The organism is Spirosoma sp. 48-14 (assembly GCF_001898575.1).
Lineage (GTDB): Bacteria > Bacteroidota > Bacteroidia > Cytophagales > Spirosomataceae > Spirosoma.
Genome location: NZ_MKUD01000063.1, coordinates 206,701 through 226,600 on the forward strand (window position 1 = coordinate 206,701; position 19,900 = coordinate 226,600).

19 protein-coding genes are annotated in these 19,900 nt (G+C 50.9%); 16 read left to right on the plus strand and 3 right to left on the minus strand.

Going from position 1 to position 19,900, the window contains the following annotated elements; translation table 11 throughout:
* The first annotated feature begins 235 nt into the window (after window positions 1-235).
* The 6 genes from BGO59_RS27925 to BGO59_RS27950 all read left to right on the plus strand — a co-directional run bounded on the left by BGO59_RS27925 (window position 236) and on the right by BGO59_RS27950 (window position 7,275).
* Window positions 236-559 (plus strand): DUF6660 family protein, encoded by a 324-nt coding sequence (locus BGO59_RS27925; RefSeq protein ID WP_293689262.1) that lies wholly within the window; start codon window positions 236-238, stop codon window positions 557-559.
* A gap of 71 nt (window positions 560-630) precedes the next feature.
* Entirely contained in the window at window positions 631-2,832 is a 2,202-nt protein-coding gene (locus tag BGO59_RS27930; protein ID WP_293689264.1) for a TonB-dependent receptor, read from the plus strand.
* Between the two features lie 78 nt (window positions 2,833-2,910).
* Entirely contained in the window at window positions 2,911-3,840 is a 930-nt protein-coding gene (locus BGO59_RS27935; protein WP_293689266.1) for a cation diffusion facilitator family transporter, read from the plus strand.
* 166 nt (window positions 3,841-4,006) lie between these two features.
* On the plus strand, window positions 4,007-4,720 hold the full coding sequence (locus tag BGO59_RS27940; protein ID WP_293689268.1) for a gluconate 2-dehydrogenase subunit 3 family protein: 714 nt from the start codon (window positions 4,007-4,009) through the stop codon (window positions 4,718-4,720).
* An 80-nt stretch (window positions 4,721-4,800) separates the two neighbouring features.
* Window positions 4,801-6,519 carry a GMC family oxidoreductase gene (locus BGO59_RS27945; protein ID WP_293689270.1) on the plus strand — a complete coding sequence of 573 codons (1,719 nt, stop codon included), beginning with the start codon at window positions 4,801-4,803 and terminating at the stop codon, window positions 6,517-6,519.
* 105 nt (window positions 6,520-6,624) lie between these two features.
* On the plus strand, window positions 6,625-7,275 hold the full coding sequence (locus BGO59_RS27950) for a Uma2 family endonuclease (RefSeq protein WP_293689272.1): 651 nt from the start codon (window positions 6,625-6,627) through the stop codon (window positions 7,273-7,275).
* Here the strand turns inward: BGO59_RS27950 and BGO59_RS27955 are convergent, their stop codons facing one another.
* The gene (locus BGO59_RS27955) at window positions 7,276-7,737 is read right to left on the minus strand and encodes a hypothetical protein (RefSeq protein ID WP_293689274.1); all 462 of its coding nucleotides are present in this window, start codon (window positions 7,735-7,737) and stop codon (window positions 7,276-7,278) included.
* Window positions 7,738-7,829: 92 nt separating this feature from the next.
* Here BGO59_RS27955 and BGO59_RS27960 point away from each other — a divergent pair, with 92 nt between their 5' ends.
* Together BGO59_RS27960 and BGO59_RS27965 are read left to right on the plus strand one after the other, a co-directional pair.
* The gene (locus tag BGO59_RS27960) at window positions 7,830-8,336 is read left to right on the plus strand and encodes an N-acetyltransferase (protein WP_293689276.1); all 507 of its coding nucleotides are present in this window, start codon (window positions 7,830-7,832) and stop codon (window positions 8,334-8,336) included.
* Window positions 8,337-8,449: 113 nt separating this feature from the next.
* Window positions 8,450-8,590, plus strand: a complete 141-nt coding sequence (locus BGO59_RS27965; RefSeq protein WP_293689278.1) for a hypothetical protein — start codon at window positions 8,450-8,452, stop codon at window positions 8,588-8,590.
* A gap of 16 nt (window positions 8,591-8,606) precedes the next feature.
* On the opposite strand, the gene BGO59_RS27970 is transcribed toward BGO59_RS27965, so the two are convergent.
* Together BGO59_RS27970 and BGO59_RS27975 are read right to left on the minus strand one after the other, a co-directional pair.
* The gene (locus BGO59_RS27970) at window positions 8,607-12,155 is read right to left on the minus strand and encodes a carboxypeptidase-like regulatory domain-containing protein (protein ID WP_293689280.1); all 3,549 of its coding nucleotides are present in this window, start codon (window positions 12,153-12,155) and stop codon (window positions 8,607-8,609) included.
* Window positions 12,156-12,220: 65 nt separating this feature from the next.
* Window positions 12,221-12,520, minus strand: coding sequence for a putative quinol monooxygenase (locus BGO59_RS27975; protein ID WP_293689282.1), 300 nt, complete (start codon window positions 12,518-12,520; stop codon window positions 12,221-12,223).
* A gap of 84 nt (window positions 12,521-12,604) precedes the next feature.
* Between BGO59_RS27975 and BGO59_RS27980 the strand changes: the two genes are divergently transcribed.
* From BGO59_RS27980 to BGO59_RS28015, 8 genes are all read left to right on the plus strand, one after another.
* On the plus strand, window positions 12,605-13,576 hold the full coding sequence (locus tag BGO59_RS27980; RefSeq protein WP_293689891.1) for an aldo/keto reductase: 972 nt from the start codon (window positions 12,605-12,607) through the stop codon (window positions 13,574-13,576).
* A 116-nt stretch (window positions 13,577-13,692) separates the two neighbouring features.
* Window positions 13,693-14,376 carry a response regulator transcription factor gene (locus BGO59_RS27985; protein ID WP_293689284.1) on the plus strand — a complete coding sequence of 228 codons (684 nt, stop codon included), beginning with the start codon at window positions 13,693-13,695 and terminating at the stop codon, window positions 14,374-14,376.
* Window positions 14,373-15,650 (plus strand): HAMP domain-containing sensor histidine kinase, encoded by a 1,278-nt coding sequence (locus BGO59_RS27990; protein ID WP_293689286.1) that lies wholly within the window; start codon window positions 14,373-14,375, stop codon window positions 15,648-15,650. Before BGO59_RS27985 ends, BGO59_RS27990 begins: the two co-directional genes overlap by 4 nt.
* Before the next feature lie 212 nt (window positions 15,651-15,862).
* Window positions 15,863-16,282 carry a PqqD family protein gene (locus BGO59_RS27995; RefSeq protein ID WP_293689288.1) on the plus strand — a complete coding sequence of 140 codons (420 nt, stop codon included), beginning with the start codon at window positions 15,863-15,865 and terminating at the stop codon, window positions 16,280-16,282.
* The gene (locus BGO59_RS28000) at window positions 16,264-17,349 is read left to right on the plus strand and encodes a hypothetical protein (RefSeq protein WP_293689290.1); all 1,086 of its coding nucleotides are present in this window, start codon (window positions 16,264-16,266) and stop codon (window positions 17,347-17,349) included. Before BGO59_RS27995 ends, BGO59_RS28000 begins: the two co-directional genes overlap by 19 nt.
* Complete coding sequence (locus tag BGO59_RS28005; RefSeq protein WP_293689292.1) at window positions 17,330-18,073, plus strand: glycosyltransferase; 744 nt, start codon at window positions 17,330-17,332, stop codon at window positions 18,071-18,073. Before BGO59_RS28000 ends, BGO59_RS28005 begins: the two co-directional genes overlap by 20 nt.
* Window positions 18,070-18,783 carry a glycosyltransferase family A protein gene (locus BGO59_RS28010; RefSeq protein WP_293689294.1) on the plus strand — a complete coding sequence of 238 codons (714 nt, stop codon included), beginning with the start codon at window positions 18,070-18,072 and terminating at the stop codon, window positions 18,781-18,783. The genes BGO59_RS28005 and BGO59_RS28010 overlap by 4 nt, the downstream gene beginning before the upstream one ends.
* Window positions 18,764-19,900 (plus strand): nucleotidyltransferase family protein, encoded by a 1,137-nt coding sequence (locus BGO59_RS28015; RefSeq protein WP_293689296.1) that lies wholly within the window; start codon window positions 18,764-18,766, stop codon window positions 19,898-19,900. The genes BGO59_RS28010 and BGO59_RS28015 overlap by 20 nt, the downstream gene beginning before the upstream one ends.

The window sequence follows — 19,900 nt, forward strand, 5'->3', positions numbered from 1 at the left end:
AATTAAAATCGTACAGGGTAAAGAGTCCAATCATGCCACATTTAGCGTGTTCACTACACTTCCTGATTTTGCGTTACAACTCATTGACAAGTCATAAACTAATTTAGAGGATGAATGGATTCTAATTTGTTATTATTCGGCAAGTAATCCACTAAATTAGGCAGATAACTACGCGTAGCCTATTTTCTTCTTTTTTGACTACCTGTTGCATGAACCCATAGGCTACTTTTGAATCGTGAAAGCGGTACTTTTTCTTTTGTCGGCCTGGTTACTCTTACTGTCAGGGCTTCCCTGCCCCGATACAGACTGCCATGCTCACGAAACCACAGCCGCCACTTCCCACTCAGACCGGGCAAATGGGCATACGAATGACCATAAAGCGCCCTGTAGTCCATTCTGCCATTGTGCTACCTGCCTGGGTTTTTCGGCTCCTCAACCATTTGGGTATCTTCTTCCCGAACATGTTAACGAGCCCACCCAAACTCAACAGCTATTCACCTATCAATCGCCTAGCCAGACCGATGTTCTGCTAGGCATCTGGCAACCACCCAAGTTGTAAGCGTTTTTCCTGGATTTTTTATCGGCTGGTCATCATCAGCCGGAATGTTTCCTTGTATTCTTACAAATTGGATGAAAAACCTCATTTGCTTTCTAGTCTCATTCCTCGTTTTTATTCATACAGTTGCTGGTCAGGATACCCTACGCGTCTCCGTCCGCCATTCGCTTACCAATCAGCCCATACCGGGCGCAACTGTAGTACTCATCGGTACCTCCAATGGTACTAGTACCGACCCCAACGGAGTGGCTTTGCTCCGCACGTCAGTAACAGGCCCTCAACCGATTCGGATTTCGGCCGTTAGTTTTCTGATGATAACGCGGTCGATCAATTTACCCCAGACCGACACGCTCCGAATCACCCTTGAACCATCAGAAGAAGAGTTGGCGGAAATTACCGTTTCATCCACCCGAACCGGGCGGAGCGTAGCCGACGAACCTACTCGCGTGGAAGTGCTGGATGCTGAAGAACTGGACGAAAAAGCTAATATGCAACCGGCCAACATTGCGGTTATTCTGCGCGAAAGTCCGGGGATTCAGGTTCAGCAAACGTCGGTGATGTCGGCCAATGCCACCTTTCGCATTCAGGGCCTGGATGGCCGCTACACGCAGCTTTTACAGGATGGCTTACCGCTTTACAGTGGTTTTTCGAGTGGGCTGAGTCTGATGCAGGTTCCTCCGTTGAATCTGAAGCAGGTCGAAGTAATTAAAGGCTGTCAATCAACGCTGTACGGTAGTGGAGCCATTGCAGGGCTGGTCAACCTGGTCACTAAGGAACCCACCCGCAAACGCGACCTGTCGTTTCTGCTCAATGGCACATCGGCGCTTGGGCTTGACCTGAATGGGTACTTCGCCCAGCGAAACGACAAAATAGGTTTCACGTTCTATGCTACCCGAAACCTGCAACGAGCCTATGACCCTAATCACGATCAGTTTTCGGATTTGCCTCAAATTGCCCGAACAACGCTGCAACCCAAATTATTCTGGTATCCCAACGCAACGGTAACCATCTCGGCGGGGCTCATCTGGTCCGATGAACAGCGAACAGGTGGCTATTTGCCTACCATCCGAAACGAATCGGCAGGGTATACCGAAGCCAATGATTCACGACGACTGGCCACTCAGTTTCGGCTGGAAAAGCGGTTTTCCAACGAATCGGTGCTGACGATCAAAAATAGCTACAGCCGTTTCAGGCGTGCCATCAGCCTGCCCGACTATCAGTTCGGTGGTCTCCAGCAATCATCCTTTTCGGAAATCAGCTATTATAAACACCATCCAAAATCAGACTGGATCGCAGGCATGAACCTATGGACCGATCAGTTTCATGATGAAAGCCCTGCCTTTAGCCCCACTCCTATTTATGGACAAGCCATTGCCGGGGCCTTTGTGCAGAATACATCGACAATTACCGAAAAGCTGAGCCTGGAAACCGGTTTACGTACCGATCTGGTTATGACTACGGTTCGGGCAACAAATGAAGCAACGAAGCCGCACCTGTTTTTACTCCCTCGGTTTTCGCTTCTGTATCGGGCTTCGGAACACTGGACCAGTCGGTTGGGGGGCGGTTTGGGCTATAAAGCACCCACTCTATTTACCGAAGATGCTGAGCGTTTATCCTTTCGAGGAGTCGATCTGCAATCGATCCGGCAGGATCAGACCGAATCGTCAATGGGCTTGAACTGGGATATCAATTACCGAACCGAACTTTCCGAGGAAACAACCTTATCCGTCAATCAGTTGTTTTTCTACACGCAACTGAACCGACTCACGGTATTGACGCCTACGGGAACCCGGTATGCCTTTCGTACCGCCGATGGCCACCTGTCGACGCGAGGATTTGAAACGAATGTTCGGTTGGTTTATCATGACCTACATACGTTCCTGGGCTACTCATTCATTGATACCCGACGTCAGTATGATAACCTGGCGGGACCGCTCCCGCTTACGGCCAAACATCGGCTCTATTTTACGACGCTATATGAAACCGACAAACTTAAAACGGGTTTTGAAGCTTTTTACTCAGGGCCGCAACAGCGAACAGATGGATCAAAAGCCCCCGATTACTGGACTTTAGGGTATATGATCGAGAAAAAATGGACGTTCGGCCAAAACACCAAAGGCAGCATTTTTATTAACTTCGAAAACTTCCTTGATGTCCGGCAGTCCCGTTTTGAACCACTGGTCACTGGCTCCATCACGCAACCTGTTTTCGTAACTGATATTTATGCCCCAACTGATGGTCGAGTGATCAATGCAGGGTTTAAACTAAAATTGTAACGTGGGCCTCTGGTCTGCAAGGTATAGCCAACAGAAAATTGAATGAACAGCTACGTGGGCCAGAGGTCCGCGCTATCTATGGCAAACGAACACGATCACCACGACCATTCCGGGCACCATCATGGCCCTACAGTACTAACTTCCATCAACCGGGCGCTCATTATCGGGGCTGTCCTGAATACAGTATATGTGGTGGTGGAATTTGGCCTTGGTTTCTATTACAATTCCCTGGCGCTTACCGCCGATGCCGGGCATAATCTGAGCGATGTAGCTAGTTTGTTGTTATCGCTGCTGGCCTTTCGACTGGCTCGCGTCCGGCAAACGCCAGGGTTTACCTATGGCTATCGAAAAAGTACTGTATTGGCTTCACTGACCAACGCCGTTGTATTACTGATCACGATTGGGGCTATTTTATGGGAAAGTATTCACCGATTTCGTCAACCGGAACCCGTTGCGGGGGGAGCAGTAGCCTGGGTAGCTGGATTTGGTATTCTGGTCAATGCAGGTTCGGCCTTGCTTTTCTTTCGGAATAAAGAGCACGATCTGAACGCCAAAGGCGCTTACCTACACCTGGCTACCGATGCCCTGGTATCGCTGGGCGTGGTCATTGCAGGGATTCTCATCGCCTATACCGGCTGGTTATGGCTCGATCCGGTCATAGGTATTCTGGTGGCCATTGTGATCATGGGTTCTACCTGGCGTTTACTGACTGACAGCCTGCGCTTGTCGATGGATGGGGTTCCGGTGGATGTTGACCTTGCCGATGTGCTGGCCGAATTACGGGCTGTAACGGGTGTGCAGGATGTTCATCATGTGCATGTGTGGGCCATGAGCACCACCGAAAATGCACTCACCGCGCACCTCGTGCTGAAACCGGGCCTCACCGACGAACAGATTGCCACCCTCAAACACGACGCCCGCCATCGTCTCGAACACCAGAAGATTAGTCATGCTACGCTCGAAACCGAAACGGTAGCTTCCGACGATTGCGAAACCGAGATTTGCTAAGCTGACAACTGATTCAATGTTGTGGGTTAAACGCCCTGGCGATAAGTAGGATTTCGGCGCTCGATTCTCTCCTATACAGTATCTTCCCGTAGCGGTTTCTGCTTTACTATGAAGTGGTTATCTTTACGAAGATCAAGTATGATCAGGACGTTTTTAATGAACAATCATGAAACGCAGAGAAGCAATCCTTCAGGTAGCCCTTACGATGGGCAGTGCCCTATCGGCCCCAACGATGGCGTCGATCCTCGAAGGTTACCAACCTCATCGATCCATCAAACGGCCACCCTCAACCTTTGCGCTGCAGGGGAATCAGGCGGCCTTGCTCGATGAAATTACAGAGGTCATTATGCCAAAGACCTCGACCCCAGGGGCCAAAGCCGCGAAGGTCGGCGAAACCATCCAGCTCATCCTGAAAGACTGTTATAAGCCTACTCAGCAGGAACATTTTCTGAATGGACTGAACGCCGTTGAAGCCGAAAGCCAGAAAACCTACAGCAAATCGTTCATCGATCTGAGTATAGAACAGAAAACAGCTATTCTGAAAGAATTTGAACAACGAGCCAAAACCGAAGCGAAGCAAAATCCGAAGAAGCAGGAGAAACTGTCGAAAGACCCCGAAACCACGTTAAGTGCCGTTGCCGCATCGGGCAGCGAACAGACGCAGGCCAAACTGGTAGATGCCGAAACAGGGGTGGTGGTGAAAGATGCATCCAAAAATGCTCCGCTCACTCCATTTTTCACGCTCGTCAAAGAACTGACCATTCTGGGCTATTTCAGCTCAGAAATCGGCTGTACACAGGCGCTCTCGTATGTAAAAATCCCCGGCCGTTACGAAGGCGTTGTCAAACTCAAAGAAGGCCAGAAAGCGTGGGCAACATGACATAATGAATAATGTACAATGCATAATGACCAATTTAATATCCATTATCCATTTTTCATTATCCATTCTCCATTAAACCAATGAACCTTAATCTTGACGCTAAAAAAGGAATGACCTACGATGCCATCGTTGTAGGTTCGGGTATATCGGGTGGCTGGGCGGCAAAGGAACTGACCCAGAAAGGCCTCAAAGTGCTGATGCTGGAGCGTGGCCCCGACCTGAAACACGTTACGGATTATCCGACGGCCATGAAAGACCCCTGGGAGTTCCCGCACCGGGGGAAAATCGAATTGTGGGCAGCCGAAGAATATTGGGCCAATGCGCGCTCGGGTGGCAAACCCGGTGAAGACCAGCGGCATATGTTCACGAAAGATGTCGAATTCCCTTATATTGAGAAGCGCCCCTACGACTGGATTCGGGGTTACCACCTCGGCGGTCGTTCGCTGATGTGGGGACGACAAAGCTATCGGCTCAACGAACGGGACTTCACGGCCAATCTGGAAGACGGACACGGTGTCGACTGGCCCATTCGGTATAAAGACCTGGCTCCTTGGTATTCGTACGTAGAGCGATTTGCCGGTATTTCGGGGAATAAAGATGGGCTGGCGGTTTTGCCCGATGGCGACTTTGTGCCACCCATGCAGATGAATAGCATCGAGCTGAAAGCCAAAGAAGGCATCGAAAAGAATTTCAAAGGTCGCCATCTGGTGATTGGTCGCCCGGCGATCATCTCCGTTGCCCAGAAAGTCCATACCGATCTGGGCCGGGCATCCTGCCAGTTCCGGAATCTGTGCGTGCGGGGCTGTCCGTTCGGGGCTTATTTCAGCACGCAGTCGTCAACCTTACCGGCAGCGATGAAAACGGGTAACCTGACAATTATTACGGATAAGATTGCCTATCAGGTTATTTACGACGATCAGAAAGGTAAGGCTACGGGGGTGCGCGTCATCGACCAGAACACCAAACAACAGCAGGAATACTACGCCAAAATCATCTTCCTGAACGCATCTACGATCAATACCGCCTGGATCATGATGCAGTCCACATCGAAACGGTTTCCGAATGGATTGGGCAACGACTCCGACCAGTTGGGCCGTAACCTGATGGACCATCACCTGGGCGCGGGCGCATCGGGCGAGTTCGAAGGGTTGCAGGAGTGGTACTATTATGGTCGCCGGGGCAATGGTATTTACATTCCCCGTTTTGCCAACTGGGGCGACGATAAACGGAAAGATTTTGTACGCGGCTTTGGCTATCAGGGCCGGGGAGCTCGGCAGGACTGGGTCGCGGGGGCAAGCAAAGAAGGCTTTGGTCCTGAATTTAAAGATAACCTGACTCGACCCGGTCGCTGGGAGTTCAACATTGGCGGTTTCGGAGAAACCCTGCCCGACCCTAACAACCGCATGCAACTATCGGCCAAGAAAGACAAGTGGGGACTACCCATTGTCGAGTTCGATGCAGGCTGGGGCGAAAACACCGTCGGGATGCGCAAAGCCATGATGAACGATGCCGCCGAAATGCTCGAAGCGGCCGGACTGAAGAATATCAAAACCCGCAACGATCAGGACAAAAATCAGGGTATCGGCATTCACGAGATGGGTTCGGCACGCATGGGCCGCGACCCGAAAACATCGGTACTCAATGCCTGGAATCAGGTTTGGGGCGCTAAGAATGTATTCGTTACCGATGGAGCCGCTATGGTGTCGTCATCCTGTGTAAACCCATCGCTCACCTACATGGCTCTGACGGCCCGCGCAGCCGACTACGCCGTTCGGGAGTTGAAGCGGATGAACCTTTAAACTAGAACTCAGCTTGTTATGCTGATGATCTGTGCAAATCATCATCAGCATAACAAGCTGAGTTCTATCTTTTTGTAATATCCTATCTTGCTAAAAAAAGCGCTTATGCAACCGTTGATGGAAAAGGCAACCAGCAAGCGACGAAGGACCCCGGCAGCTCCTAAAAAACAGCCCGTCGCGCTCGAATCGCTGGTCTATGAGGTGATGGACGGTCGGCCCCTGTATTACCGGGGATATGAAGATGTACTAGCAGGACGCAAATCACCGGAAGAAATTATGGGTTCGAGTTCGTTGCAGTGGGTACTGGTCTCCTATTTTATGCGTGTTATGCTTCGTCAGCTAGACGAGAAAAAATACTGGTTTGCCTCAAACGAAGCGGGCGTCCATCTGGATCACCGGAACAACCTTTCGCACGATGTAGCCATTTACGAACGAGCCGTTTTAACGCCGGATAAAATTAATACCCACTACGTAAGCGTACCCGCCAAAGTAGCCATTGAGATCGATGTAAAAGCCGATATTTCGAAAGTAGCCGACTTCAACTACATCAATCGCAAAACAAAGAAACTGCTGGATTTTGGCTCCGAAAAAGTTATCTGGGTATTTTCCAGCTCACAGCAGGTGATGATTGCCGAGCGGACAGCCGATGCCTGGCTGACGATGGACTGGCATCGCGATCTGGAATTACTGGATGGGCAACGGTTCAATATCGGACAGTATTTATCCGACGAAGGTATTACCGTGACCGAAGAATAGTTAGAACCGTAGTTTACGCAGGGCCTGATAAGCACCAGCCGTTACCAGCCCTCCTACCAGATACCACCCAATGGTCATGGCGGCTGTAGCCGGAGTGCGCTGCGTTGGTGTAGTTCCTAATCCCAGGGGGCCGGGTAGACCAACCGCCCCAACCCCCGCAGCCAGTCCTAAGGCAGCTCCGGTCACTAAGGCATCTTTCGGTTTCGACAGGCCAATCAGGCTATAGTAGAGTGTATTCGACAAGAGGTCTCCCCCCAACGCCCAGTCGTGTAGCTCATCGTCAGCGGGTGGCTCCTCGTCAACCGTATCCATAACTTTTTTGATCGCACGCATCCCCAGAATGTCGGCACGGGGTGCAGCTGGAATCAATCGCCGGGCCGATTCATGAAGAACGGTAAGGGCAACAGCCCCCAGCAGGCCGCTACCCAATGGCGATAGAATGGTTTTGTTTAGCTTTTTCATACCTGCTTAACCACGAACGTACGCAAATGTTAGGCATCGTTATTTACTGAATCGTATCTTCCTGCCAACAAACCATACCCCTTTCATAAACAATGACGTTTTTATTCCGCAACGACCAGCCCGAACTCGCCATCGACATCCTGCGCGAAGTGGGGCAGTGGTTGGTCGATAGCGATCAAACCCTGTGGGAAATCGATACGCTCACTACCGAAAATCTGCTGGACCAATACACAACAGGCAATCTCTATGTGATGTATGCCCAGCTTGGTGATACTCGTTCAGAGCCAGCTGCCGTGTTTATTCTTCAGTGGGAAGACCCGCTCTACTGGCCCGACGTCCCTCCGAATACATCCGGTTTTATTCACAAACTCGCCATCCGCCGAGCGTTTGCAGGACAAGACCTGTTTGCCGCCATCCTTGATTTTTGCCGAACTCAATGTTTACAACGAGGTATAAAAACCCTGCAACTCGAAACGGATGCCACCCGCCCCAAGCTGATGCAGTTTTACGAACGACATGGGTTTACCCCGACCTATCAGCGTCCGATGCATGAGTTTGGCCAGTCATTTCTCTGCCAGTTTTATGTGATGACCCTCTGAGCACGGTTCATTCCTTCCGCTATGTCGATACGTCGTTGGGTTCAGCGGGCCACTGTTTGCTCATGCGGCTCCACAAAACAGATCACTTTCCAAATGGGGCCTATGTAACCCTGATGAATCCTGATAATGTAGGCGTGTATGCGCCCTGCCGCTACCCAATAGGTGGTGAAGAGTGCGACAAACAAAATCGAAGGGAGTATTACATCGATGAACTCTTTACCCCCACCACACCAGCCCCTGCCTGGGCGAACTAATAGCGTTTGTGCGGTTTCACTGCACGCGAAGCAATCCAACGGCTGTAACGGGTCGGCCTGTAGCTGTTACGCCCTGTACAGTTATACGAAGGGTTTGAACCACGTCCGATAGCGGAAATACGACCTGGCTATGCCCCTGGCTATCGGTTTGCATCATTGGTTTCCAGTAGAGTACATCCCGACGATCGACCTTACCGGAAGGTGCTTCGGTTGCCTCGTAACGGGGCACATAAAACTCACGCTGAACCGTTGGATAGCCAATGATTTGGAGCGGTTTCATGCCTTTTTTATCGGCATTGTTCTGCTGACCGGGCCGAAACCGTTTCGTATAAAACGCAATGACCCCATTCCCTCCCCGGACGCCATAAATACCAGCAGTTGCTGCATTTTTCAGCACTTCAATTCGCTCTATATCGCCCGGATTGAATGGCAAAAGACCCGTTCCGTCTATATCCTGAACATTCATACCATCGATAAGGTACAACGGGGTGGTTCCACTTACAAAACTGCCCGTTCCCCGAATGCTTACCTTATAACTGCCATTGATCGGATTTTGCGTAACCGTAACCCCAGCAACACGTCCGCGCATCATCTCATACAGATTGGCAAACGGGGGCGATTTTTCATCAAACACCAGGGTGGCATCGGCACTGTTGTGTAAACTCCGACGCTGAATATCGTCAGGCCGTTCGTCGAACCGACGGGCTTTTACCGTAACTGCTTTTAATAACTTCGCCGTTTTGTCGCGATACAGATCGGTATCAGATTCCTGCCGGATACGGGCGGCCTCCAATTGTCCCCGCAAGGCAGTCCAGTTCGGCAATACCTTGTTCGTATCAGCATCCCACGACACATCGGGTCCTTCCAATACAAAATGAGCTTCTTTCTCGGGTAAATCTTTCAGTTGATGGTCGGTAAGTTGTGCCATGAGCTGAACGGTATCAGCAATGGCTAAACCACCCAGCCGAAACCGCCCTTTTTCATCCGTTCCGGCCGATTTCACAAACGATTGCCCCGGCACGGTTGACGCCAGAAAGATTTGTGCCCCGGCAACAGGCTGATTCTTCGGGTTAAGTATACGCCCCATGACCGACAACCCACCAAGCAGTTCGGTCGACGGTGTTCCACTTACCCGTCGCCAGCCCTGGGTTAGCAGTAAATCGTCCAGTGCCCGGCGGGTTTCGGGAGAGTTATCCTTGAGATAACTATTTGGCTGCTCTACGCGCCCCCGCAACTCGCCCGTCAGCAACATATGGGTTTGGATCGACGCTTCGGCGGTATCGTCGGGCACCTGGCTGGCATCCGTCACAGAGGCCGACAGGAAAGCCAGTGTCGGCAACCCATCTTCGCTCAGATTCAGGTTCAGGATAGCCCGTTCACGCGGTTGGTAACGCGACTTATTCAGACCGATAAGGGTTCGGATAGGCGGTAGTCGGTCGGGAATAAATACCAGCCGTTCGGCCTGTGGGCGAGCGGTCGCATCATACAGGGTAATCTGATGCATGCCCGCTGGGAGCGCTTCGGTAGGTAAGCTCACACGGGCCAGTCCATTTTGCAACAGAATTTTACGCTGATCGACCAGATACCCCTGTCGCTGAATCAGAATATACACCGAATCCAGCGGAGCCTTAGTTGTCGACGTAATGGTCAGGGCTAGCTGGGTGGTATCGGTGGTGGCATCAGCAGCCAGAAGCAATCCGCTCGATTCGGCTGGTGGCAACAGCACCATCTGATGCTGATTGTTATAAAGCACATCGGCATAGTATTTCTTATCGGCTTCGGGCGTCATCATAAAACTACCCATACCGAGTGCGTTGACCGTAAGCCGGGCGACTTCGGTGCCTTCGCCCGTAACGATCCGGCCTGTTGCCAACACCCCTTTCCCATTGGTATCGACGATTTTGATGCCTAACCGGGCCGGGAAGCCGATAGCCCAGCGCCCCCCTTCGGGCAGGATTTGTACATCCAATGGCTTGGTGACATTCGTTTCGGCCTTCGACAAGGTAGTCTGAAAGAGGTTATTAACGGCTATCATCCGCTCAAAAGCGGCCCGATGCTGCCCATTATCTTCGTCGGTATACGCCCGAAGTCGGTAGGCACCGGATGTCAGCGTATCGGAGAGCCTGAAATCCCCAGCGGCCCGGCCATCAGTAACCTTTAGCCATTGGTGATGAACCGGCTTCCCATCCGGTGTGAGCAGGTCAACGTGCATAGCCGTTTCGCCCAACGGGCGCAGATTGGTGGCCGGATCGAGTAGGTAAGCACTCAACCAAACCCGGTCGCCGGTGGCATAAAATGGCTTATCGGTATGCAGATACAGAACAGGAGCCAGATTCTGAAACTTATCGGTAAAGGCTTTGGCAATACGACCTAACCGGGCATCGGGAGGCATCAATCGGCCTTGTGCCACCACCGGAGCTACAGTTGGATCGGCATCGGTTTTAGCAGGTTGCCAGTCGCCGGGCAACAACCGCGACAACCGATCTTCCGAAAGCGAGCCATACTCTTCCATGCCGTTTGGGGATGTAACGGTTCCATCGACCGTCATCAGCAACTCCCCCGCTGGCAGCTTAATCTCCGAGTAGGCATAGCGCGCATCCAGATAAGGCGAGTAATTGGAGGTAGCGTAGGTATAAAAGACGATCAGTGTTGAAGGAGACACCAGCCGACGTTCAAACGGTAATTTCCCCGGCTGAATTAACTGTTTAATCTGTATCGGCTGAAGGTGGCCTTTGGTTGTACCCGCTGAAACAGACCCCGCCAGCATGGCCCGATTGTTTATGGAGCGGGCTATCGGAACGCCGATATTCTCCTGATATACCAGAAATCCTTCGCGCTCATACGTGCTATCGACCAGGCTGGCCATCAGGTGGCGGGTAGAGCCTTTATAGGCAATCATCCGGTTGCGCCGATACCGTCGAGCCTGGCGGTCATCAGCGGGTTTCAGTTCCTCGAACCGGGCTGTTCCGGCAAAATAGACTTTCTGGCTGGTGGCATCAAAATACATCAGGTCGTAATAGATCTTGTAGCCCAACGCCTGATTTTCGATCTGGATCGGTTCAGACGCCGTTGCTTTCAAATGGCCACCGGCTTCTTCTTTAAAACTAAGCGCGTCGCTATTGATAATCAGGCACTGTCCCGCGAAGGGCTCGCCCAGCAACTGACGCTTGAACTGTTTGAGATGCCGCTCCCATTTTTTCTGATTACCCCGAACCGTAACGGCCAGCAACGTCTGATCGCTGGGTTTTAGTCGAAAATGAGCCCGATTGTCCTGCCCTTCTTCCAGCCGAAATAGTTTTCGCTGCGGCTGATATCCGACAAATGAGGCCACAATTTCGACCGTGCCGAGCGGAACCCCGGTGAGTGTATAAGCGCCCTGCTCATTGGTGACTGTGCCGCGCGTGCTGCCATTGACATACACATTGGCGAAGGGCATTGGCTTACCTGTGGAGGCATCGACAACAAAGCCGGTCAGGGTCGTGGTTGTCGTTTGCGCATAGCTTCCTACTGTCGGCCCAAGTAGCAGACAGATCATCAACCAAACGGTAGCAAGTTGACGAAGCATGGGCAATCGAGGGGATTGATCAGGTAGCCATAGAAGACACAAGCTAATGAGTTTTACTCACGTTGTCAATGGGTTACCACTTCCAGTTGCTCACCCGAAAACGCAATCGCCCGCTCAGCAAACAAGGCTTTGGTTGCAGCCCAGGTAGATCGAAAAAGGTCGCTCTGCCGATAGGCTTCGAGCGCATCAGCCGACTCCCACAGGCTATAGGTCATTCGCACCGCCGGGTGGTTGGGATCACGCAGCAGTTCCAGGTGCGTATTCCCCGGAAAAGCCCTGATCTGATGTTTCGATGCATCGAAAATAGCGTGAAATGCGGGGAGTTTATCTTCCTGAAACGTCATCCGAACAATTCGTACAAGCATAGTATTTCGTGAAAAAGGAAGCGTTAAAAGTTAAAAATAGTTAGTTCTATACTTTTCATGTTTCATTCTTTACTCTTCATTACGATGCAATACCGAACATTTGGCCGAACAGGCTGGCAGATATCCGAAATTGGCTATGGCATGTGGGGTCTGGCAGGATGGACCGGCTCCGATAAACAGCAAGTACTGCAAGCTCTGGAACGTTCTGTAGAATTGGGCTGTAATTTTTTCGACACGGCCTGGGCGTACGGCGATGGTGTCAGCGAAGAGATTCTGGGGCAACTTCTGAAGGCCCATCCCGATCAGAAACTGTATGCCGCCACCAAGATTCCGCCTAAGAACCGGAAATGGCCTTCAAAGCCCGACTTTGATCTGAAGGATGTTTTCCCGGCCGATTATATTGTTGAATACACAGAAAAAAGCCTGAAAAACCTTGGCGTTGAAACCATTGACCTACAGCAGTTCCACGTTTGGGAAGATAGCTGGGCCAATCAGGACGAATGGCAGGAAGCGATCACCAAACTTACACAGCAGGGGAAAGTACAGGCCTGGGGTGTTTCGGTCAATCGTTGGGAGCCCGACAACTGCCTCAATACACTTCGTACCGGGCTGATTGATGCCGTTCAGGTAATCTACAATATTTTCGATCAAAACCCTGAAGACAATCTCTTCCCGCTTTGCCGCGAACTGAACATTGGTGTTATTGCCCGTGTGCCGTTTGACGAAGGTACGCTGACCGGCACCTTTACGAAAGAAACGACGTTTCCGGCCAACGATTGGCGTTCCACCTATTTCGTCCCCGAAAACCTCAACAGCAGTGTCGATCATGCCGATGCCCTCAAGCCGCTCATTCCGTCGGGAATGACTATGCCCGAAATGGCGCTACGGTTCATCCTGAGCAATCCCGACGTACATACCACCATTCCCGGCATGCGGCAGATTCGGAATGTAGAAGCCAATAGTGCAGCCAGCGATGGGTCTGGTCTATTACCCGAACTGTTGCACGAACTGAAAGGCCATCGCTGGGACCGCACTCCTACCGAGTGGAGCCAATAGGCAAACAGATGTAGTATGGAGGTATGATATAGGATGTATCAGGCAGATTGTCGGGAAGCCTATATCATACATTATACACCTTACATCCTACATCTGTTTTGCGCTTACATTTGTTCATGAAAATTTTACTGGTTGAAGACGAGCCTGCGTTGCTCCGATCGGTACAGCATTACCTTGAGTCGGAAGGCTATACCGTTACAACAGCCTTAACCTACCGCCAGGCTGCCGCCAAAGCGAATGATTATGACTACGATTGCGTATTGATCGACCTAATGCTACCCGATGGCAATGGGCTTGATCTGGTTCGCGAACTCAAACAGCGCCAGTCGGCAGCGGGTATTATTGTGCTAACCGCTAAGGATGCGCTGGCTGACAAACTGACCGGCCTCGATGCTGGAGCTGACGATTACCTAACCAAGCCGTTTCACCTTCCCGAACTCAATGCCCGATTACGGTCGGTACTTCGTCGACGATTGTTTGGTGGACAGGCTTGCGTACGGGCAGGGGATCTTACCCTTTGGCCCGAACAACAACGGGTGGGCATTCAGGGCGCTGATGTTAAACTTACCAGCAAAGAATACGAACTGCTTTTGTTCTTTGTTACCAATACCGACCGTATTCTCTCGAAATCAGCAATTGCCGAACACATCTGGGGTGATGCCATGGATGCTGCTGACTCCCATGAGTTTCTGTACACGCACGTTAAGAATTTACGCCGGAAACTGATAGCCGCCGGTTGCCCCGATTACGTTCAGACGCGCTACGGGGCTGGTTATGTTTTCTCGACACGCCCACTATGAGCCTGCTTGGTCAAACTGCCCGCTACCTGTTGCTTTCTGCCTTTGTCGTAGCCCTGATCGGCTCGGTTGGCTTTTACATCCTGATCCACCGAACCATCCAACGAGAGGTCGACGAAATTCTGATGAACCAGGTAGAGCAGGTAAGGCATCAACTCCGGGGACTGGCACCGAATGCCTTTTTACGGGCCGACTGGGACGACAATCCTCATATCGAACGCATTTCTTCCGCAAAACCCACTGGCCCGGTCTTTTCAGATCTTACACTTCCAAACCCGCTGGATTCTGCCGAGTTTTCGCCAGTCCGGCAGGTAAAAACGATCGTCACGGAGCATGGGGAAACCTATCAGATAACAGTCCGTCAGGCGTATTACGAATTCAACGAATTGGCCCGAATCATATCGGTGGGGGTGATCTGGAGTTTTTTACTGCTTATGGGCTTTTCAGTACTGATTGGCCTGGGGTTGTCGCGTCGGTTATGGCGCCCTTTTTACACCACTATCCAACAGCTTGGGCAGTTTCAACTGGAGCAAGCTACCAATCCATTATTTCCAGACAGCCGGATTCGGGAATTTGATCTACTGAGCCAATCGCTACAGACGCTGACACAAAACGTACGGAAGCAGTTTTTTCTACAGAAGCAATTCACCGAAAACGCATCGCATGAGTTACAAACTCCTTTGGCCATTGCCCTGACCGAACTGGATACGCTGATGCAATCCGACAATCTGCGCGAGGCCGATCACCTGCATTTACAGCGGGCTACCGATGCGCTCAGTCGATTAAGTCAGTTAAATCGATCACTACTGCTACTTACGCAAGTCGAAAACGACCAGTATTCAGCCATCGAACCACTAAATATTAGCCAATTGACAAACCAATACACCGACGAGTATGCGCCTTTTTTTGAACACAAGGGTATGACCGTCGAGCGAGCCATACGCCCCGATGTTGAACTACCCATGAACCCGCAGTTAGCAGGTGTTTTACTAAATAATCTCTTTAAAAATGCCGTTCGGCATGGCGCTCCTAACGGCCAGGTTCGCGTTGAACTAACCGATCATACATTACGTATCCAGAACACAGGCGAGCCCCTCCCTTTTGCAGATAGCCTGATTTTCAACCGATTCGTCAAAAATCCAGCTCGTCCCGACTCAACAGGCTTAGGTCTTGCTCTGGTCAAACAAATCTGTGATCGTTACAAGTTGGAGCTTCACTATGCCTACGACGCGTCAACCACTTTTCATGGTTTCCAGATCAAATGGAAGCCAAACTAATGCACGACAAATCAGACTTTTAACCAATTCTTAAAGTACTTTGATATAAATAATCATACATCTATTGGAATTTACTAACCAGATTGTCCGATTTTTGCTTCTGATGCAACGTTAACTGCTTAAATAGTCTAGTCTCTGACAGAATACTTATACACGAAGTTTACCAAAAGGGCTATTTTTTCATTTCGTACCACCGTCACTTATTCCTCTTTATGCATATCAATCAATACGGTATTTCTCCTGCTATCGTCAGTGAGCATTTTGATGATGAAGTCATTATCGTCAATATGAGTCGCGGCAATTACTACAGCCTTCGGGGGTCGGCTGCCCTTGTTTGGCAAGGGGTTGAAGCAGGAGCATCTCAGGACGTCCTTCTTAGCTACCTGGCAAACGCCTACTCGGTCGATGAAGCGGTTATTGGTGCCTCGCTCAACGCCTTTATTGAACAATTGGTCAACGAAGAATTACTAACGAAAGGCACAAGATCGCAAACGTCGTCTTTGCCAACTCGTACTGTATCCCAATCGTTTACGCCACCAGTGCTGGAGATCTATACCGATATGGCGGACCTCCTGACGCTTGACCCAATCCACGACGTTAGCCCGGTTGAAGGATGGCCTATCAAAAAGTAGATGATTACCAGCCCGCTACGTTAACATCTGAAGAAGCGTATTTTACTCAGTTGATAGCTGATCGCTGCCGATCATTTCAGCCACAATCGTCGGCTCGCTCGTTCGGCTTCGGTGCCCTGAACTTGCAGGTGATTTTTATTGGGGAAAGCAATCAGGATTTTTTCACAAAAGCGATTAGCCATCGGGAAGGCCTCTCTCAACCGGATGGATTAACCATTTACGTTGTCAATCATAAAACCTCCGGCATCATGCTTCCTCCCCCCTGCTGGGATTGGCAACAGGCGGATGGGCATGGGGTTATTCATGGACTGGCAGCGGGTTATAGTGGCACCTTTCAGCAGGATACCGGGGTCTTTACGTGGATAGCGCATACCGAGCGACTGGCCCTTGTGTGGGGGACTGATTTTGCCACATTACCGGAATGGGAACGTAGCTTTCCGTTTCGCTATGTACTGCATAAATGGCTTGAAGATCAGGAGCGGTACGTGCTCGTACATGCCGGAGCAGTGGGTACACCAAGCGGTGGGGTACTGCTGACGGGGCGTGGTGGTTCGGGCAAATCGACCAGCACACTTGCCTGCCTACAAAGCAGACTCCAGTATGCCGGTGATGATTTTGTTATGGTTGATCTGGATAAACTCTTTGTTCATAGCCTGTATAATGTTGCCAAACTAGACCCTGAAAACCTGAACCGTTTTCCTGCGCTTCAACCATTGGCCGACGATCAGACCATAGCGCCCGGTCAAAAACTGCAATTCTATCTGCATCAGCATTACCCCAATGTTGTGACGAAAGGCTTTCCATTGAAGGCTATTATGCTCCCACGGTTTACGGGCAGTCAACAGACAACCGTTCGGCCAGCGACACCTGCCGAATCCCTGAAAGCACTGGCTCCCTCTACGCTGGCCCTTCTCCGGGCCGATCAGCGGACTTTCCAGAAAATGACTCGTTTAGTGCATCAGGTTCCTGTTTTCTGGCTGGAAACAGGAACCGACTTAGCGCAGATACCCGACGCTATCTATACAACCTTACAATCATTACCCACCTATGCCAAAGCCTCTTGTTAGCGTAATCATGCCGGTATATAATGCTGAACGCTTTGTGGCCGAAGCCATTAACAGTGTGTTGAATCAAGCCATTGATGCCGTTGAAGTGATTTGCGTCGACGATGGCTCTACCGACCGATCGGCCGAAATAATACAAGCGTTCGATTCAAGAATACGCTATTTTCGACAGGAGAATCAGGGGCCTGCGGCTGCCCGTAATAAAGCGTTCTCATTTGTAAGTGGGCAGTTCGTAACCTTCCTCGACAACGACGATCTGTACCCGGACTATAAACTGGAACGTCAACTCACGCTTTTTGAAGAAGACCCATCACTGGATGTCGTTTTTGGAAAAACCCAGTACGTTTTTCTGGACGGATCGAACCCTGAACGCTTCCACTTTCCCGACCAGACCCAGACCGTCTGGAATATACTGCTCGGAGCCGGTCTGTTTCGGACGAGTGTATTCCAGCGCATTGGCCTGTTCAACGAGGAATTGAAAATTGGCGAAGATCTGGACTGGTATAATCGGGCCAAAGAGGAGGGAGTTCGTATGCGCACCACCGACGATATCATGCTGTATTATCGCCATCACAGCGCCAACTACACCCGTGACCAGGACCTGGTTAAACGTACGCTCCTCAAGGCAATTAAATACTCGCTCGACCGACGCCGAAACGAAACGGGCGTCCAGACCCTACCGCAGTTTTCTGATTTCCGGCAACCCATGAACACCGACAATCTATGAGCCAGTCTATCAGCGTGGTGATTCCTGTGTATAATGCAGCGCCCTATATTACTGAATGTATCGAATCGGTTTTGGCGCAGACTTATCAGCCACAACAGATCATTGTGATCAACGACGGCTCTACAGATCAATCGTTGGATAAACTAATGCCTTACGCACAAAAAGGGCTGATCCAATTGCAAACGCGCGAAAATCGAGGGGTATCCACTACGCTGAATGAAGCCATCGACCTGGCCGAAGGTGATCTGATTGCGTTTCTGGATGCCGACGATGTCTGGCTACCCCATAAATTACAGCAGCAGCTTACCTGCCTGCAAACGAACCCGTCATTGGATGCCTGCTTTGGCTATGTTCGGCAGTTTATCAGTCCCGACCTTCCTTCAGCGGTACAGGCAGGTATTCACTGCCCGCCGGAGCCACAACCGGGCTGGTTGAAACAAACGATGCTGATTTACCGGACTGCTTTCGGGAAAACGGGCCTTTTTAATACGTTATACCATACTGGCGATTTCATCGACTGGTTTATGCGCGCCAAAGAAGCCGGTTTGCAATACGACATGCTCCCCGACACGGTGACGTTACGCCGATTACATCGAAGTGGGCTGGCGTCGCAGCCGCAGTATCAGAAAGAATTTGTTCATATTCTGAAAGCCGCCCTTGATCGACGCGCAAACCATTCTCCCACTCACTATGGCAGTCAAAAGCCCTAAATTTACTCTTCAGCCTGACCAGATTCTGCTGCTGAAAGCCGCCCTTTTTCCAGTTCAGGAGGCATTAGCGGCCTGGCAGACCTGGAAAAAAATACGCGGGTGGGATCAGTTTACCCCGACCCATATCAACTTGTTGCCGAGTCTGTTCGATCCCCTGGATGGCGACTCACAACGGCTTATGCCCCTTGTTTACCGTAACCTGGAAAAATCCGGCGATCCACTCGTAGTGCACCTGCGAGGCATTTACCGATACACCTGGATGAGCAATCAACGGTTCGTTCTGAAAATGAGCCAGGTGATCGAAGTTCTGCATCAGAACGGTATTGACACCATTGCTCTCAAAGGAATTCCGCTTTCACTGCTCTATTACGAAGACATGGGCGTTCGGCTGATGTATGACCTGGATGTACTGATTCCGACGGCCCAAGCCGATCTGGCCATACAAACGCTTCAACAGCCACCACTTGCCCTAAAATCAAGTCGATTTGAGTCCAAACACCGGCATATTCTTCATGCCATGCACCTGTGGGACGCCAACAATGTGGATGTCGATCTGCACTGGAATCTGCTACATCAGCACACATACCCTAACGCCGATGTACCCTTCTGGCAAGCTCGTCAGCCCGTCAGACTGAGCAATGATCAGTTTACGCATGCGCTATCGCCAACCCACCAGCTATTTCATAATCTGGTGCACGGGTTCGACTGGGGCGAGACGCCTGCTATTCGCTGGATTGCCGATAGTTATGTGATCTATACAAAACCCGGTCTTTCCATCGACTGGCACACCCTGCTCGATCTGGCCGAACAATACCGGGTTACCTATCCTGTCTGGCAGGCATTACACGTGCTGACGAGTGAGTTTAAGTTGGCCTTACCGCCTGATGTTGAGCAGCGATTGACTACACTACCAATCAGTACTGCCGAAACGACTTACTTTGCCTTACTCCGAAAACGCTCACCGAACCAGGCGATAAAGGCGGTCCGATATGTACAGAAAAATTGGCTGGCCTATCGTCTGTTTCGCCAAGGCAAGTCAGACCTTTCAATGAGCCGATGGATGTATCGTCAGGTACGGCTCCGGCTCGACTGGCCCAAGCGAGATTTACCCTTTTAA